General features: G+C 73.4%; 16 protein-coding genes. 5 read left to right on the top strand and 11 right to left on the bottom strand.

The genetic code is table 11. The features are described 5' to 3' along the window. Positions 1–118: 118 nt before the first annotated feature. The 5 genes from ACW0Q9_RS10215 to ACW0Q9_RS10195 form a co-directional block, all read right to left on the bottom strand. Complete coding sequence (locus ACW0Q9_RS10215; protein ID WP_456179946.1) at positions 119–523, bottom strand: hypothetical protein; 405 nt, start codon at positions 521–523, stop codon at positions 119–121. Positions 524–608: 85 nt separating this feature from the next. Next, on the bottom strand, positions 609–794 hold the full coding sequence (locus ACW0Q9_RS10210) for a ribonuclease (RefSeq protein WP_456179944.1): 186 nt from the start codon (positions 792–794) through the stop codon (positions 609–611). 189 nt (positions 795–983) lie between these two features. Further along, the gene (locus tag ACW0Q9_RS10205; protein WP_456179942.1) at positions 984–1,481 is read right to left on the bottom strand and encodes a hypothetical protein; all 498 of its coding nucleotides are present in this window, start codon (positions 1,479–1,481) and stop codon (positions 984–986) included. A gap of 118 nt (positions 1,482–1,599) precedes the next feature. After that, complete coding sequence (locus ACW0Q9_RS10200; RefSeq protein WP_456179940.1) at positions 1,600–2,319, bottom strand: hypothetical protein; 720 nt, start codon at positions 2,317–2,319, stop codon at positions 1,600–1,602. Then, positions 2,312–2,848 (bottom strand): RNA polymerase sigma factor, encoded by a 537-nt coding sequence (locus ACW0Q9_RS10195; protein ID WP_456179938.1) that lies wholly within the window; start codon positions 2,846–2,848, stop codon positions 2,312–2,314. The genes ACW0Q9_RS10200 and ACW0Q9_RS10195 overlap by 8 nt, the downstream gene beginning before the upstream one ends. 119 nt (positions 2,849–2,967) lie before the next feature. Between ACW0Q9_RS10195 and ACW0Q9_RS10190 the strand changes: the two genes are divergently transcribed. Beyond that, entirely contained in the window at positions 2,968–4,218 is a 1,251-nt protein-coding gene (locus tag ACW0Q9_RS10190; protein ID WP_456179936.1) for a YncE family protein, read from the top strand. 105 nt (positions 4,219–4,323) lie between these two features. Here ACW0Q9_RS10190 and ACW0Q9_RS10185 read toward each other — a convergent pair whose 3' ends face one another. Together ACW0Q9_RS10185 and ACW0Q9_RS10180 are read right to left on the bottom strand one after the other, a co-directional pair. Further along, entirely contained in the window at positions 4,324–5,004 is a 681-nt protein-coding gene (locus ACW0Q9_RS10185; protein ID WP_456179934.1) for a TMEM175 family protein, read from the bottom strand. A 94-nt stretch (positions 5,005–5,098) separates the two neighbouring features. Further along, positions 5,099–5,665: a TetR/AcrR family transcriptional regulator gene (locus ACW0Q9_RS10180; RefSeq protein ID WP_456179932.1), complete on the bottom strand. Its 567-nt coding sequence runs from the start codon at positions 5,663–5,665 to the stop codon at positions 5,099–5,101. Positions 5,666–5,799: 134 nt separating this feature from the next. Here ACW0Q9_RS10180 and ACW0Q9_RS10175 point away from each other — a divergent pair, with 134 nt between their 5' ends. The 3 genes from ACW0Q9_RS10175 to ACW0Q9_RS10165 all read left to right on the top strand — a co-directional run bounded on the left by ACW0Q9_RS10175 (position 5,800) and on the right by ACW0Q9_RS10165 (position 9,813). Next, positions 5,800–6,600, top strand: a complete 801-nt coding sequence (locus ACW0Q9_RS10175) for an alpha/beta hydrolase (RefSeq protein WP_456179930.1) — start codon at positions 5,800–5,802, stop codon at positions 6,598–6,600. Next, entirely contained in the window at positions 6,587–6,829 is a 243-nt protein-coding gene (locus ACW0Q9_RS10170; protein WP_456179928.1) for a hypothetical protein, read from the top strand. The genes ACW0Q9_RS10175 and ACW0Q9_RS10170 overlap by 14 nt, the downstream gene beginning before the upstream one ends. Positions 6,830–7,047: 218 nt before the next feature. Next, the gene (locus ACW0Q9_RS10165; protein ID WP_456179926.1) at positions 7,048–9,813 is read left to right on the top strand and encodes an AfsR/SARP family transcriptional regulator; all 2,766 of its coding nucleotides are present in this window, start codon (positions 7,048–7,050) and stop codon (positions 9,811–9,813) included. Positions 9,814–9,821: 8 nt separating this feature from the next. On the opposite strand, the gene ACW0Q9_RS10160 is transcribed toward ACW0Q9_RS10165, so the two are convergent. The 4 genes from ACW0Q9_RS10160 to ACW0Q9_RS10145 form a co-directional block, all read right to left on the bottom strand. Then, positions 9,822–10,691: a hypothetical protein gene (locus ACW0Q9_RS10160; protein WP_456179924.1), complete on the bottom strand. Its 870-nt coding sequence runs from the start codon at positions 10,689–10,691 to the stop codon at positions 9,822–9,824. An 89-nt stretch (positions 10,692–10,780) separates the two neighbouring features. Then, the gene (locus ACW0Q9_RS10155; RefSeq protein ID WP_456179922.1) at positions 10,781–11,260 is read right to left on the bottom strand and encodes a hypothetical protein; all 480 of its coding nucleotides are present in this window, start codon (positions 11,258–11,260) and stop codon (positions 10,781–10,783) included. A 184-nt stretch (positions 11,261–11,444) separates the two neighbouring features. Further along, entirely contained in the window at positions 11,445–12,104 is a 660-nt protein-coding gene (locus tag ACW0Q9_RS10150) for a GAP family protein (protein ID WP_456179920.1), read from the bottom strand. 78 nt (positions 12,105–12,182) lie between these two features. After that, on the bottom strand, positions 12,183–13,289 hold the full coding sequence (locus tag ACW0Q9_RS10145; RefSeq protein WP_456179918.1) for an FAD-dependent oxidoreductase: 1,107 nt from the start codon (positions 13,287–13,289) through the stop codon (positions 12,183–12,185). 85 nt (positions 13,290–13,374) lie between these two features. Between ACW0Q9_RS10145 and ACW0Q9_RS10140 the strand changes: the two genes are divergently transcribed. Then, complete coding sequence (locus ACW0Q9_RS10140; RefSeq protein ID WP_456179916.1) at positions 13,375–14,700, top strand: protein kinase domain-containing protein; 1,326 nt, start codon at positions 13,375–13,377, stop codon at positions 14,698–14,700. Positions 14,701–14,878 lie beyond the last annotated feature (178 nt).

Here is a 14,878-nt window from a genome sequence, read left to right as displayed (position 1 = left end):
TCACCGCCGGGGGCACTGGTGCACGCCGAACGCCGAGGAGCGGCGGCGGATCCGCTTCCGGCGGGAGGATTTCGTGGCTCCTGGGATCGACCGGGTCCGGGCGGGCCGGCCGGCGGGGTCACCGGATCCCGGCGACCGCGCGCGGCGGCTCGCCCAGGAACGCGTAGGCGGCCAGCGCGCCGGCGAGCACGGCGTCCACCGCGATGACGAAGCCCCGGTCCATCCCGCTCGGGGCGAGGACGTACCCGGTCGTCAGGGCGACCACGGCGGCCAGCACCAGGCACGCCCGGACCGCCGGCCGGATGGCCGGCAGGATTCCGGCGACCGCCAGGATCGCCCGGACGACGCCGGCCGACCCGACGATCAGCGAGGGCACGGCCAGCCCGGCCACCTCACGGTCGAGCCCGTCGATCCCCGACCAGGCGAGCAGCCCGAAGATCACCACGGCGAGGAGGTGCAGACGGACGTCGTGGAGGCGGTGGGGTCCCGCCGGCCGCGCCGGTCGCTCGCTGTCCCGCGCCATGACCGTCCTCCGTCCGGATGCCGGCATCGTGACAGCCATCGTCGCACTCCCCGGGGCGGCACTCCAGCAGCCCGACCGGGAGGGCCTACTCCTCCGGTACGCCCGGACCGACCTCGCCGCGCCTCAGGTGCTCGGCGTTGCGGTCGGCCTCACTGTCGGCGTGCGCGGCACCCGCGGCCGCGTCCCTGGTGCGACGCCCCTCGGCGTCCTGATACTCCGCGCCGGTCTCGAGCGCGTCCTCCTGCTGCCGTCTCTGCTCAGGTGTGGTCACCACCACCGAATACCCTGCGAACCTGCCGGACATGCACGATGCGCCGCGAGGGCACGCCCGGGGCCGGCCCGGACCCGGCGACGCCCGTGAATCCTGGCCGGCGCGGCGGCGAACTCGGCGTCCGGGAGGGCGCTGCCAGGTCAACGCACGGAGGTCGCGCCGCGGGTCCGGTCGGGAACGCACCCGTGGTCAGGCGGCGGCGTAGACGAGGTCCATGGTGTCGGTGCGTCCGGACCAGCTGAGGTCGAGGTGCCAGCAGCCGGCCCGCGGCAGGTCGACGATGGACGGGCCGGGGCCGCCGGTGACCTCCCGGGTCACCCGGGTCGTGGTGCCGTCCAGCGTCGCGGTGATGACGAGGGCGGCCGGCGAGGCCGGGTCGGCCGACGGCGTCGCCGCCGGCCGGGCCACCCAGAGGATCTTGTTGGCGGGCCCCTCGGTCCGGCCGACCGTCAACGGCTGACCGAACAGCACGGCGACGATCTCGCCCTGCGCACCGAACACGTGCGGGACGCGGGCGTCCCCGCTGAACCCGGCGTCCGCCCAGTCGGGCAGCCGGCCCGCCTCGACCCGGGCCGCACAGCCGGTCGCGCTCACCGACGGGGAGGCCGGCGTGGCGGACCGCCCCGCGGTGGTGCAGCCCGTCAGCAGGACCACCGACGCCAGCAGGAGCCTGCTCCAGGAACCCATCCCGCACCTCCGGACCGAGGTCGGTGCCGGCCGGCGGCACCCGTGCCCTGACGACACCGGTGGGGCAGCTCAGGTTCCTCCCCCGGCGGCGACCGCTGTCGCCTGGCGCGATACGCGCCTAGTCCAGGGACGCGGCGATCCCGATCGCCTCGTCGCGGGTGAGATCGCCTTCCAGCCGGTAGCTGACACCGGCGTCCTCCCAGATCAGCGTGGCCGCGGCGAGGCGCGCGGTCTCCACGCGGACCTTGCCGGTGCGGTCGACGTAGGCCAGCTCGTGCGGGCCGCCGATCCAGACGGCGAAGTCGCCGTCGACCTCCACCCACTCCACACCCGGCCCACCGAGCTGCTTGTGGAAGACCGGGTCGAGGTGACCGTCGAAGGCGTCGAGGCGCAGGTCACCGCCGCGGTAGAGCAGCGTCACCACCCGGTACGCCCCGGTGCCGTCCGGGTCGGCGACCAGCACCTGCTCCGGGGCGCCGAGCTCGGCCGGTACGCGGATCGGGAAGCGCAGGTGCCGCTGCGCCTCGGCATGGGATGCGGGCGTCTGCGCCGGCAACGGCGACGGCACGCCGGTGGGCCGCAGCGGCGCCGGTGTGGTGTCGATGACGATCCCCGAGAAGCGCAGCAGTCCCGCCACGGCGTCGGCGATGGCGGCCCGCCCCGGTGGCAGCAGCGCGACGAGCAGGGCCGCCAGTGCCGCGGCGAGCCAGTGGCGCCAGCGGCGTCGCCGGCGTGCCGGCGTGCTGAGCCGGGCGCGGACCCGGGCGGTCACGTCGGGGACGTCGGGTGTCTCCAGCCAGGTGGCGAGGTCCCGCAGCTCGCGTTCGAGGTCATCCACGGCGCACCTCCTCGCGGTCGAGCAGGCCGCGCAGCTTGGCCAGCGCCCGGTAGGTCCGTGACTTCACCGTGCCCCTGGGCCAGCCGAGCGTCGTCACCGTCTCCTCCTCGGTCAGGTCGAGAAGGAACCGGCACACGATCACCTCGCGGTCCTTCACCGGCAGCTGACGCAGCGCCGCCACCAGCGCGGCCCGGCGCTCGGCGGCGAGCACCCCGCCGACCGCGCCGTCCTCGCCGACCGCCGACCCCGGATCCGCCGTCGCGGCCCGCAGGACGAGGCCGTCGCGGCGGCTGCGGGACCGGTGCAGGTTGCGGGTCTCGTTGGCGACGATCGCGAGCAGCCACGACCGGAAGGACGACTCGCCGCGGTAACGGGACAGGTTGCGGAAGCCCTTCACGAACGCCTCCTGGATGACGTCCTCCGCGTCCGAACCCGCGCCGAGCAGCACCGCCGTCCGGTACGCGGACGCGGTGTGCCGGGCGACCAGGAGTTCGTACCCCTCCAGGTCACCGGCGCGAGCGCGGGTCACAAGCTCGTCGTCGTCCAGTGGAGACCTCCGCTTCGATCACCCTCATGACACCGGTCGCGCCGCGCGGGTTCCACCGTCGTGGCACGGAACTTCGACGGCCTCGAGGGTGTCACCCGGGCATGACCGTCACCATCTCGCGTCGCCGCATCCTGACCCTGCTCGCCGGGGCCGGCGCCGCCGCGCTGGCCGGTTGCGAGCCGGCCCGGGGCCGGACCGCCACACCGGCCGTCACCGTTCCCGATCCGTTGCTCGTCCAGGTCGACGCGGGGCTGGGCCTGCTGCGCGGGACCGACCGGCGGACGATCCCCCGCGCGGTGGCCACCGCGGACGGCACGTGGGTGTTCGCCAGCGCTCCCGAGGGCCCGGACACCGCCTGCTGGCGGATCCACACCCCGACCGGCGACACCTCAGCGAAGGCCGTGCTGCCCGGACGGTGGGTGCCGCAGGCGGTCTCGGCCGAGGGCACCGGGGTGGCGCTCACCCCGACCGGCGTGACGGTGAACGGCGGTCGCCCACCGGGGCGGGAGACGACGCCGGTGCTGGTCGCCGACGTCAACGGGGTGCGCCACCGTGTGGACCTGCGGGGCAACGTCGTTCCGGAGGCGTTCACCGCGGACCGCACGGGGCTGTTCGTCCTCGAGTGGCTCCCGGCGACCGCGCCCGACCGCTACCGGGTCCGGGTCGTCGACCTGGCCACCGGCACGCCCGGCCCGCTGTCCACCCGCGACAAGGCGGCGGTGCCGCCCGGCGCCGAGGAGGAGATGCGCGGCGACGGGCGCCAGGCGGTGCTCGCCCCGGACCGCACCGTCCTCTACACGCTCTACACCCACCAGCCCGGCCACCAGCACACCCGGGACCTGGTCAGCGGTCGGCCCGGCAACGCGCACGCGTTCGTCCACACCCTGCACCTGCGGGAGCGCTGGGCGTACTGCATCGACCTGCCGCACCCGTTCGGCGAGGCGACCGCGGCCGGCCACGCCATGGCGATGAGCCCCGACGGAGCACGGCTCCTCGTCACCGACGTCTCGTCGGGCACCGTCGCGGACATCTCCACCGAGGAACTGACGGTACGCCGGACCGTTCCGCAGGCCCGCGGCACGGGCGCCGCACACGCCGCCGCAAGTGCCGACCGCCTCTTCCTGGCCGCCGGTACGACGGTCCGGGCAGTCGATCTCACCCGCCTGACCGGGAGGCTGGACTGGCAGGTACGCGAGCCGGTCTCCGGTCTCGTGCCGAGCCGCGACGGCAGCCGACTCTACGTGGGCCAGCGGGACGCGGTGAGCTGGCACGATCCCGCCACCGGCCGCGCACTCGGCCATGTCCCGGTCCCGGGTCTCCTCGGTCTCCACGGGCTGGCCGGCTCCGCCTGACGCCGGGCCGGCCGAACCCGCTGCCGCACCGCAGTCACCAGAGGCGGCGGTCACCTGCCGGGTCCACCGCCACTGATCGGTCTGTCACGGCGAGGAACGCCGCTGTCAGTTCCTCGGCGGTGCGGTCCTTCGCCGTCCGGGGAGGCCTTCGCTGGTGACACCGTGATAGATGATCATCACGATGATGCCGAGGAGGCCGACGAGCGGGTTCACGAACAGCGCGAGCAGCCCGGTCAATCCGTAGAGAACGAGACCGGTGATCGGGCGAGCCTCCTGCGCGCGAACGTGGTCCTGGTCGATGTGGGTCGCGCGCAGCGCCGGATGGCGGCGTAGGTAGCCGAAGAACACCAGCCAGGGTGCCGACATCAGCGCGGCGGCGAGCGCGTACATGACGACGGCCACCCGCAGGTCGTCGGTGTCGCCGGCGACGAGCGCCGAGGCCAGGACGGCGGTCGGAAACGGGATGATCACTACGCCGAACAGGATGGCGATGTTGATCCAGTTGAGTGCGAGGGTGGTGCCGCGGACCAGCCGGAGCAGTGCGTGGTGGTTGAGCCAGAGGACGCCGATGTAGATGAAGGACACCACGAACGCCAGGTAGGCCGGGGCCTCCCTGCCGAGCGATGCCAGCAGCTCGCCTTCGTGGTATTCCGGCACCCGGAGGTCCAGCACGAGCAGGGTGATGACGATGGCGAAGACACCGTCGCTGAACGCCGCCAGCCGACCGGTGTCGGCGAGCTGGGGCTCCGGGCCGCTCTGCCGGGCCTCCTCGGGACCTGCGGGCACCGCTGAACGCTAACAGTGACGGCAGAGTGGCCGGGTGCGATCAGCGAGACGGCGGGGACCGTCCCGCGCGCCTCCTGGCGCGGCGACCCTTCGCTCAGCGCAGGCCGGCCACCTGGCGCGCGTTGCGGACGAACGCGCGGCGGGTGATGTCCGGATCGTCGAGAAAGCAGCCGATCATGAGGGCGTCGCGCAGCATGGCGAGGGTCTCGGCCCTGGCGTCCACGTCGTCACGGCCGGCATCGGCGAGCAGGCGCCGCAACTCGGCATGGAACCAGGCGCGGTGCTTGTTGATCACCTGCCGCACCGGGCTGCCGGGGTCGGGGAACTCGCCGGCAGCCTTGATGAACGGGCAACCGCGCGTGTGGTGCCGGTAGGCGTCCTCGGCGATCCCTTCGATGGCCAGCTCCAGTGCGTGGTCGGCGGAGACGGCCCGGCCGAGCCCTTCGTCCCAGAGTGACCGGATCATCTGGTCCTCGCGGTCGAGGTACGCCACGACGAGCGCCTCCTTGCCGGCGAAATGCCGGTAGAGGGTGGCGCGGGTGACCCGGGCCTCCTGGAGGACACGATCGATCCCGACGCTGTTGATGCCGTCGCTGTAGAACAGCCGGCTCGCCGTCGCGAGGAGCTGGTCGCGGGGCGCTGATCCTCTGGTGCTCGCCATGGCTCCATCCTACCCGCGATACCGACCGTTCTTTCTCTCGTGATGCGGATAACTTGCCGAGCCGTCGACAGTGCGGCTAGTGTTCGGCCTCCTGGAAGAACGACCGTTCTTTCTCTTGCTCTTGGGAGTACTTCGTGGCGACTCGCGTCCTCTTCGTGCACGGCCTCTGGATCCACGCCCGCGCCTGGGATCCGTGGCTCGACCTCTTCCGCTCGGCCGGGTTCGAGGCGGAGGCGCCGGGCTGGCCGGGTGACGGCGAGACCGTTGCCCAGACCCGACAGCAGCCGCAGCGTGTCGCCGGTCACGGCGTCCGCGAGGTCGCCGATCACTTCGCGCGGATCGCGCGGCTCGGCGAGCCCCCGATCGTGATCGGGCACTCGTTCGGCGGTCTCATCGCCCAGAAGCTGCTCGCCTCAGGCGTCGCCCGCGCCGCGGTCGCGATCGACCCGGCTCCGATCAAGGGCGTGAAGGCGCTGCCGTTCTCGCAGGTCTGGTCGGCGCTGCCGGTGCTGTACCGCAAGGCCAACCGCGACCGCGCGGTGATGCTGAGCCGCCGCCAGTTCCGGTACGCCTTCGGCAACGCGGTCAGCCGGGAGGAGTCCGACCAGCTCTACGACCGATGGGCGATCCCCGGCCCGGGCCGGCCGATCTTCGACCTGACCGCGGCGAAGAAGGACCCGGCGTCGCCGGTCGCCGTCGACCTCGACGACCGCCGCCGGGGGCCGCTGCTGATCGTCGGCGGCGGCCGGGATCACACCATCCCCGAGGTGGTGGCGCGGCAGGCGGCCGAGCTCTACCGTCCGGGCGACAACACCGAGTACCGGGCGTTCGGCGATCGCGGCCACTCCCTCGTCTTCGACAGCGGTTGGCGTGAGGTCGCCCAGCCCGTCCTCGACTGGGTGCGTACGCGGGCGGTGAGCCGTGACCTTCACTGACATGGTGCGCTCGGCGTTCCGCCGGGGTGACAGCGACGCCGTGGTGCGCATGGGCGAGGCCGAGATCGAGCGCGCCCGGGCGGCCAACCCGGCGGGCGAGGTGGAGGCCCGGTACAGCCTGGCCCGGGTCGCCATCCGCGGCGGTGACCTGCCGGGCGGAGCGGCCCGGGCCCGGGAGGCGCGCGAGGTCGCGCTGCGCTCCGGCGACCGCAGCCTCGACCGGCCCTGACGCGACGGCCGCGAGCCGCCTGGCCGCCGGTGTCTCCGGCTCGCGTCCCGCGCCCCCGCGCTCGCGACAGACGGGCTTCGCCGCGGACCGAGCAGGCGTCGGCGGGCCGCTCCACCCGTGCCGCAGCCCCTGTATTCTGATCAACGTGCGCCGATGAGCGGGGGCCGATGCGATTCCAGACGTTGGGGCCGCTGCGCGTGATGCGTGGAGACGAACCCGTGCCCATCGGGGCCGCGTACAAGCCCCGGCTCATGCTGGCGGCGCTCCTGTCGAGGGCAGACCAGCCGGTGACCACGGAATGGTTGCTCAGCATGGTGTGGCATGGGCCGGAGCCGCCGTCCGCGCGACGCAACCTCCACCAGTACGTGCACCGGCTGCGCGGCGCCGTCGGCGCCGAACGGCTTCCGAGCCGGTCGGGTGGCTACGCGATCCTGACCGGGGGCGACTTCGACGTCGCCCAGTTCCGGAGCGGAGCCGCGGCCGGCGGCGCGGCGCTCGCCGACGGTGACCCGGAACGGGCCAGCCGCGTGCTGCGCGCCGCGCTGGACCTGTGGCACGGGGAGGCGTACGCCGAGTTCGGCGACTGCGGCGAGCTGGCGAACGAAGCGGCGCGGCTCGAGGAGGAGCGGCTCGCGGCGTACGAGCTGTGGGCGGGCGCGGAGTTCACCCTCGGGCGGTCGACCGCCGTGATCAACGTGCTCCTCGATCTCGTCCGGGCGCACCCGTTCCGGGAGAGCATGGTGGCCGCGCTGATGCGCGCGCTCTACGGGGCGGGGCGCCAGGCGGAGGCGCTGCGGGCCTTTCACGACGCGCGGGTCCGGTTCGGGGAGCAGCTCGGCGTCGAACCGGGTCCCGAACTCCGCCGCCTGCACGAGCAGATCCTCCGGCACGACGCGCGGCTCGCCACACCCGGACCGGTGACCTCGCCCCCGACGGCTCTCGCGGTGGGACGTGACTCCGCGAGGCCGGTGCCACGGGAGTTGCTGGCCGACGTCTCCGGCTTCGCCGGCCGTGAGGCCTCGCTCAAGGACCTGGACGAGCTGCTTCCAGCCCCGGACCCGGTGGCTGCCGCGCCGGTCGCGGTCGCCGTCGTCACGGGCATGGCCGGCGTCGGCAAGACGTCGCTGGCGGTGCACTGGGCACACGGGGCCGCCCACCAGTTCCCCGACGGCCAGCTGTACGTGAACCTGCGCGGCTTCGACCCGGCCGGCGACGCGACGGACCCGGCCGAGGCGCTGGGCGGGTTCCTGGACGCCTTCGGGGTGACGCCGGAGATGATCCCTCACGGCCTGGAGGCGCGCTCCCGCCTCTATCGCAGCCTCCTCGCCGACAGGCGGGTGCTGGTGCTGCTCGACAACGCGCGGAACGCCGAACAGGTCCGCCCACTGCTGCCCGGTGCGGCCGGCTGCTTCGCACTCGTGACCAGTCGGCACCAGCTGTCCGCGCTCGTCACGTCCCACAATGCTCGCCTGGTCCCCCTCGACCCGCTCGAGCCGGCTGAGGCGCGTGACCTCATCGCCCACCGCATCGGCGTCGCACGCGTGCTCGCCGAACCCGACGCGGCAAATGAGATCATCGCGCGGTCGGGTCAGCTGCCACTGGCGTTGGCCGTCGTCTCCGCCCGCGCCGCCGCGCGCCCACGGGCTCCGTTGTCCGTACTCGCGGCCGAGCTCGCCGACGTCGGCGACGGCCTGAGCGGATTCACCAACGGCGACCCGGTCACGGATGTACGGGCGGTCTTCTCCTGGTCGTATCAGGGCCTCAGCCCGGGCGCGGCCCGGCTGTTCCGGCTGCTCGGACAGCACCCACGCCCGGACGTCTCCACGCCGGCCCTGGCGAGCCTCGCCGGCACGTCCCAAACACAGGTCCGCCCGCTGCTCGGCGAGCTGGTCGACTCGCACCTGGTCGTCGAGCGATCGCCCGACCTCCACACCGCCCACAACCTGCTGCACGCCTACGCCCTCGAGCTGGCGTACGCGGCTGACGGAGACCACGAGCGGCACGCCGCCACCGTGCGGATGCTCGACCACTACGTGCACTCCGCGTACACCGGCGCGCTGCTGCTCTACCCGCACCGCCACCCGGTCGCCCTGCCGCCGGCAGCGGCCGGCGTCACCCGCGCCGCGATCACCGACCATGAGTCGGCGCTGGCCTGGTTCGGCGCCGAGCTTCCCGCGCTGCTCGCCGCGACGCAGCACGCCGCGGCGGCGGGGCACGACACCCACACCTGGCGGCTGGCGTGGTCGCTCTTCACCTACCTGGACCGGTGCGGGCTCTGGGAGGAGTGCGCCGCGCTCCTGGCCCTCGGCGTCTCGGCCACGGTGCGCCTGCGCGACCCGCTCGCGCAGGCGCACTCACTGCACTGCCTCGCCGGAGCCGAGACCTGGTTGGGCCGGCACGACGAGGCCCACGCGCACTACGAGCGGGCCATCGACCTGTTCGACTCGGTGGGCGACGACGTCGGTCGCGGGCACAGCCATCTGAACCGGGCACTGCTGTTCGAACGCGAGGACCGCCAGGAGGAGGCGTTGCGGGACGCCGAACGCTCGCTCGAGCTGTTCCGGGCCGCGGGCAGCCGCTCGGGGCAGGCCAAGTCCCTCAACGCGGTCGGCTGGTACCAGTGCGTCCTCGGCCGTCCCCGCGACGGGATGCGTTCCTGCCAGTCGGCGCTGGAGCTCATGCGGGAGCTGGGCGACCGGTACGGCGCGGCGCTCGCGTGGGACAGCATCGGCTACGCCCACCACCTTCTCGAGGAGCACAGTGCGGCCGTCGACGCGTACCAGGAGTCGGTGACCCGGTGGCGACAGCTCGCCGACCGACACAGCGAGGCAGCGGTGCTCCAACGCCTCGGCGACAGCCACCACGCCGCCGGTGACCACGGCCGGGCGGAGACGGCCTGGCGCACCGCGCTGCGGATCCTCACCGAGCTCGGGCAGACCGGACCGCACCCGCTCCGGGAGAGACTGAGCGGGTCCGGACCCTGAGCCACCTGTCATGCGCCCCCGGCGACCCGACCTCCCGCCGCGGCTGACGAAGCGCCGGGACCTGGCTCGAGTACGCTTCGGGCCACCGTGTCCTGGCGCTCCTGGAGCATCGCCCAGTCGCGGGCCAGACTCGGCTCACCGTCCAGGATCTCCTGCTGGTACCGCGCCAGTCCGGTATAGGCCGCGGGCAGGTAGTCGACCTCACGCTTGCAGCGGATGTCGGCCTCGGCAGCGGGCGCCGCCGCGGTGCCGGCACCGGCGGGCAGCGATCGCATCAGCTGGCGCGGGTCGGGTGCGGGGAATCCGGCCCCGGTCATGCAGCGCTGCCAGCGCGCGGTCAGTTCCCGGAAGGCGGCGTCCTGGTCGAGCCGGTTCCGTGCGGTCTGCTCGGCCTCGTGCAGGAGCAGCGTCAGCTGCATCCGGCGGATCTGGCCGTCCCCCAGAAGCCGCCGGTCCGCCTCGGCCAGACATCCCGTCGCGGGCCGGGACACCTCCAGTTGACCACCGCGCGCCGTGAGCCGCTTCTCCGGGTCGCCGTACAGCGCCCGGACATAGGGCTCACCGCGGCGTTCCTCTGCCGGCTGCGGCGCCTTCTCCGCTCCACCGCCCTGCGCCAGCGATTCCAGCCCGAAGGGGAACGGCCACAGCTCCTCACCGCCCGCCGCGGGCGCCGCCGGTGCCGTCGGATAGGCGAAGCCGTGGCGGGCCATGCAGCCACCCACCAGTTGTTGGCGGGCCGCGTGGATGCGCGCACCGGAATCGGTCCGGCCGTAGGTCAGGCGGTAGATCGGCGGAAGCTGGTGCAGGTCAACCGGAGACAGTCCGGCGCGCGCGGGGGCTCCTGACGGCCGGTCGGTGCCCCTCAGGACACCGACCACCGCCAGGAGCAGGCACGCGACCGCGACGCCGGACCAGAGACGAACCGACGCCGGCAAACCTCGTGACCGGTCAGATCGTCGGCCGCGCCTCAGAAGCATCCGCCGGGGATCCATCCCTGCGACCGGATGTCCACCGAGCTCGCCTCGTCGCGCTGGCCGACGCCGTCGCCCGGGGTGCCGTTGCTGCTGAGCTGTGACGAGCTGACCTGGCTGCCCGGTTGGACGCAGAACACCAGGCCCCCGTACTTGTAGGGCGAGTAGTAGTAGAGGCTGTAGTAGTCGGTGCTTGTCGAGTTGCTGGCCGCCCACACGTTGTTGTTCACGAGGCTGCCCTTGCCCGAGGCACCGCCCTTGTTGAAGTAGTCGTTCGCGAAGTCGTTGTCGCTCACGAAGTACTCGTGTTTCGCACTGCTGAAGTCGGAGTAGAAGACGCAGTGCGCGCCGACCGGGCAGCTGATGCCCGCCGAGGCGGGTGCGGCGACGATGCCGCCGGCTGCGGTGAGCGCGGCGGTCAGCCCCGCTATGGTGGCGACCTTCTTGCCGATTCCCGGTCGCGCGAGACGGGCCATGAATCTCTCCTTGTCGGTCCGTGTGCAGGTACGTCGACTCGGGAGAAACTTTCCAGTGCGGTGATACAGCGCCGGTACAGCCGCTCCATATCCATCGACATCGATAATGTCGCCTCGTGGGCGGCGTTCCGATGCGGTCATCGCGGCAGCCCGACGATGAGCCGAGCCGCGCGGCAGCGCACCGCTACCGGGTCACCTCGGCAAGATCGACCACCGTGACCAGCGCGAAGAACGCGATCACCACCTCGCTGATCACCCAGCCGTGCCGGTTCCCCCAGGTCCGGATCCGCGGCAGCGCGTGGTCCGCGCGTCGACCGGCCAGCAGCAGGGTGAGCAGGGGCAGGGCGAGCAGCACGAGCGTCAGCAGGACGAACGGCAGCAGGTGCCACCATGCCAGGTCGTGCCGGGCGGCGCTCGCGCCCACGGCCGCCATGGTCAGATCGTCGGTCGGGGCGGTGATGATGAGCAGCGCCCCGGCCCGTACGGCGTCCTTCGGCCCGGCCCGCTGGAGCCGGCCCACCCATCGCGGCGGGCCGGTCTCCCGTCGCCGCAGGTAGACGATCACCGCCAGGACCACCAACAGTGCCAGCACCACCCAGTCGATCCGGCTCGCTGTCCTGTCGAACCGGGCGACGTCCGTCGCGGCCTCCGCCGTGGGGCCACGGAACATCCTGGTCACCAGCCAGCTCAGCGTCACCCCGCCGACGACCGCGGCTCCGGCGCCGCCGAGATAACCGAGCGACGCGGCCCGCGGCCGGTTCGCCGAGGCGAGGAGCACCGCCGCGACCAACTGCGTCCCGGCGACCATCACCACGGCCAGCGGCAGGATGGTCAGGAAGTTCATGACTCGCCCATTCTCCCGGTCCGCCGGAATGCCCGGGGCCGCTTATACGGCACAGGGCAGCAGCAGCGCGAGGGTCGGTCACACCGGGGCGGGTGCCGCCAGGAGCGCCCGCAGCTCGCGGACGGCTGCCCGCCCGGCACGGTTCGCGCCGACCGTGCTCGCCGACGGCCCGTAGCCGACCAGGTGGATCCGAGGGTCGGCGACCACCCGGGTGCCGTCCATCACGATGCCGCCGCGGGGTCCGCGCAGCCGGAGCGGGGCCAGGTGGTCGAGCGCCGGACGGAAGCCGGTGCACCAGAGGATGACGTCCACGTCCTGGGCCGTGCCGTCGCGCCACCGGACGCCGCCGGGGACGATCCGGTCGAACATCGGCCGGCGCCGGAGGAGACCACGCTCCCGGGCTTCGCGCAGCTGCGGTGTCCACGCCAGCTCGGACGCGCTGACGATGCTTCCCGGGGGCAGGCCGGCGCGTACCCGCGCGTCCACCGTGGCGACCACCTCGCGCCCGCGGTCCGGCGTGAACGGCCCGTCCCGGAACACCGGCGGCCGGCGGGTGACCCAGGTCGTCGTCGCCGCGACATCGGCGATCTCGACCAGGAGCTGCACGGCGGACGCGCCGCCCCCGACGACGACCACCCGCTTTCCGGCGAATTCCGCCGGACCCCGGTAGTGGGCGGTGTGCAGCTGCCGCCCGCGGAACGTCTCCTGTCCCGGGTAGTACGGCACGAACGGCCTGGTCCACGTTCCGGTGGCGTTGATCAGCGCCCGGGTGGTCCAGGTGCCCTGGTCCGATTCGACGAGGAGTCGTCCGTCGTCGGCGTTCCGGACCGCCGTGACGGCGACCGGCCGGCGCACGTCGATCCCGAAGTCCCGCTCGTACGCGGCGAAGTAGGCCGGCACCGCGTCCGCGGCGGGTGCGTCCGGCGGCGGGGGCGTGAAGTGCATGCCGGGTAGGTCGAAGATCCCGTGCACGGTCGCCATGCGGAGGGTCGGCCACCGGTGCTGCCAGGCCCCGCCGGGCGCCGGGTCGGCGTCCAGGACGACGAAGTCGAGACCGGAGGAACGCAGGTGGTACGCGCTGGACAGCCCCGCCTGTCCGGCCCCGACAACCACCACATCCGTCTCCGGCATGTCCCGGGCAACGCCCCAGCTCAGCCGCGCCTTCCCGCCGGCGATGGATCTCACACCGCCCGGCCCGCCCTCAGTCCAACTGCCCGGGGTGGTGGCTTGAAAGACGAACGCCCGGGGTACGGGTACCGGAATGCCAGACGTGGGAGATCTCATCGGCGACCGCTATCGCCTGACGGATCGGATCGCCGCCGGCGGCATGGGTGAGGTGTGGCGCGCTGTCGACCAGACGCTGAACCGGAACGTGGCCGTCAAGGTGCTGCACAGCCGGGTGATGACCGAGGCGAGCGCCCGGGAACGCTTCCGGCGGGAGGCGCGGGCGATGGCGGCGCTGCGGCATCCCGGAGTCGCGGAGGTCTACGACTACGGCGAAGCGGGCCAGCCGGGCGCGGCCGGGCTCGCCTACATCGTGATGGCGTACGTCGAGGGCCAGCCGCTGTCGGAGCGGATCACCGAGGCCCACCGGCTCAGCACCGTCGAGACGCTGTCAGTCGTCGAGCAGACCGCCCGCGCCCTGCAGGCCGCGCACGACGTCAACGTGGTCCACCGTGACGTCAAGCCGGGCAACCTGATCGTTCAGCCGGACGGGCGCGTCACCCTCGTCGACTTCGGCATCGCGGTGTCGCCGGACGCGACACAGTTGACGGCGGCCAAGCAGGTGGTGGGCACCGCCCTCTACATGGCGCCGGAGCAGCTGTCCAAGAGCCCCGTCACCCCGGCTGTGGACATCTACGCGCTCGGAGCGGTGGCGTACCACTGCCTCGCCGGTCGTCCCCCGTTTCCCGGTGACAACCCCATCGCTGTGGCGCTGCGCCGCCTCGAGGAGGAGCCCGCCCCGCTGCCCGACGACGTCCCGGCGGCTGTCCGCGACCTGATCGCCACCGCGATGGCCAAGGATCCTGATCGTCGATTTCCGACCGCTGCGGCCCTGGCCGACACCGCGCAGGTCATCGCCGGGTCGGCCGCCGAGCGGACACGTCCCGCCTCGGCTGCGGCCGGACCGCCGGCCGTCGCCCTCACGGCGGCTCGCCCGGTCCCGGAGCCCGCTGACCCGCCTCGTCGAGCACACGGCCTGCGGCGTGTGGTCGCCGGCGTTGTCCTCGCGCTGCTGGCGACCGCGGCAGCCGCCGTGGTGCTCGCCGACCGCACAGGGTGGTCGCCCGGCCCTTCCGGTGTGCCCACACCGACCGTCGGCAGATCGGGTCCCGGTTCCGGCGGCGGCGACGCTCCGCACACACCGACAACAGCGGGAAACACCTCCCCTGACGGCGACCCGGGTACGCCGGCGACCCGTACGTCGGAACCGGCGCCTGCTGGCCCCGCACCGTCGCGTACCGACCGGCCGGGCGCGACCGGCTCTGCGACGTCGCGGACCCCGTCCAGCGAACCTCCGGCCGAACCAACCGAGGCGCCGACCAGTGAGCCCGCTGCCGAAACCACGGCACCGTCACCGGGGACAACCGGCTGAGCATGTCGGGGGTCGGCGCCCCGGTCTCAGGGAGCCGCGAGTGCCGACGGCGGCGAGCCGGCCGGCCACCGCCCGCTAATGCATGGCGTCGCCGGCGAGTCGGCAATAGGCTCGGATCATGCACCGGACCTTCGACATCGTCGGGCCGCCGCGCTCCTGAGCGGGACGGCCCTGCTCC

It is taken from the genome of Micromonospora sp. I033 (genome assembly GCF_053890995.1).
This window is presented reverse-complemented; position numbering and strand designations above follow the sequence as displayed.

Coding starts and splice junctions, on each gene's coding strand:
- ACW0Q9_RS10215 (WP_456179946.1), bottom strand. CDS start 523: ATGGCGCGGGACAGCGAGCGACCGGCGCGGCCGGCGGGACCCCACCGC.
- ACW0Q9_RS10205 (WP_456179942.1), bottom strand. CDS start 1,481: ATGGGTTCCTGGAGCAGGCTCCTGCTGGCGTCGGTGGTCCTGCTGACG.
- ACW0Q9_RS10190 (WP_456179936.1), top strand. CDS start 2,968: ATGACCGTCACCATCTCGCGTCGCCGCATCCTGACCCTGCTCGCCGGG.
- ACW0Q9_RS10180 (WP_456179932.1), bottom strand. CDS start 5,665: ATGGCGAGCACCAGAGGATCAGCGCCCCGCGACCAGCTCCTCGCGACG.
- ACW0Q9_RS10155 (WP_456179922.1), bottom strand. CDS start 11,260: ATGGCCCGTCTCGCGCGACCGGGAATCGGCAAGAAGGTCGCCACCATA.
- ACW0Q9_RS10150 (WP_456179920.1), bottom strand. CDS start 12,104: ATGAACTTCCTGACCATCCTGCCGCTGGCCGTGGTGATGGTCGCCGGG.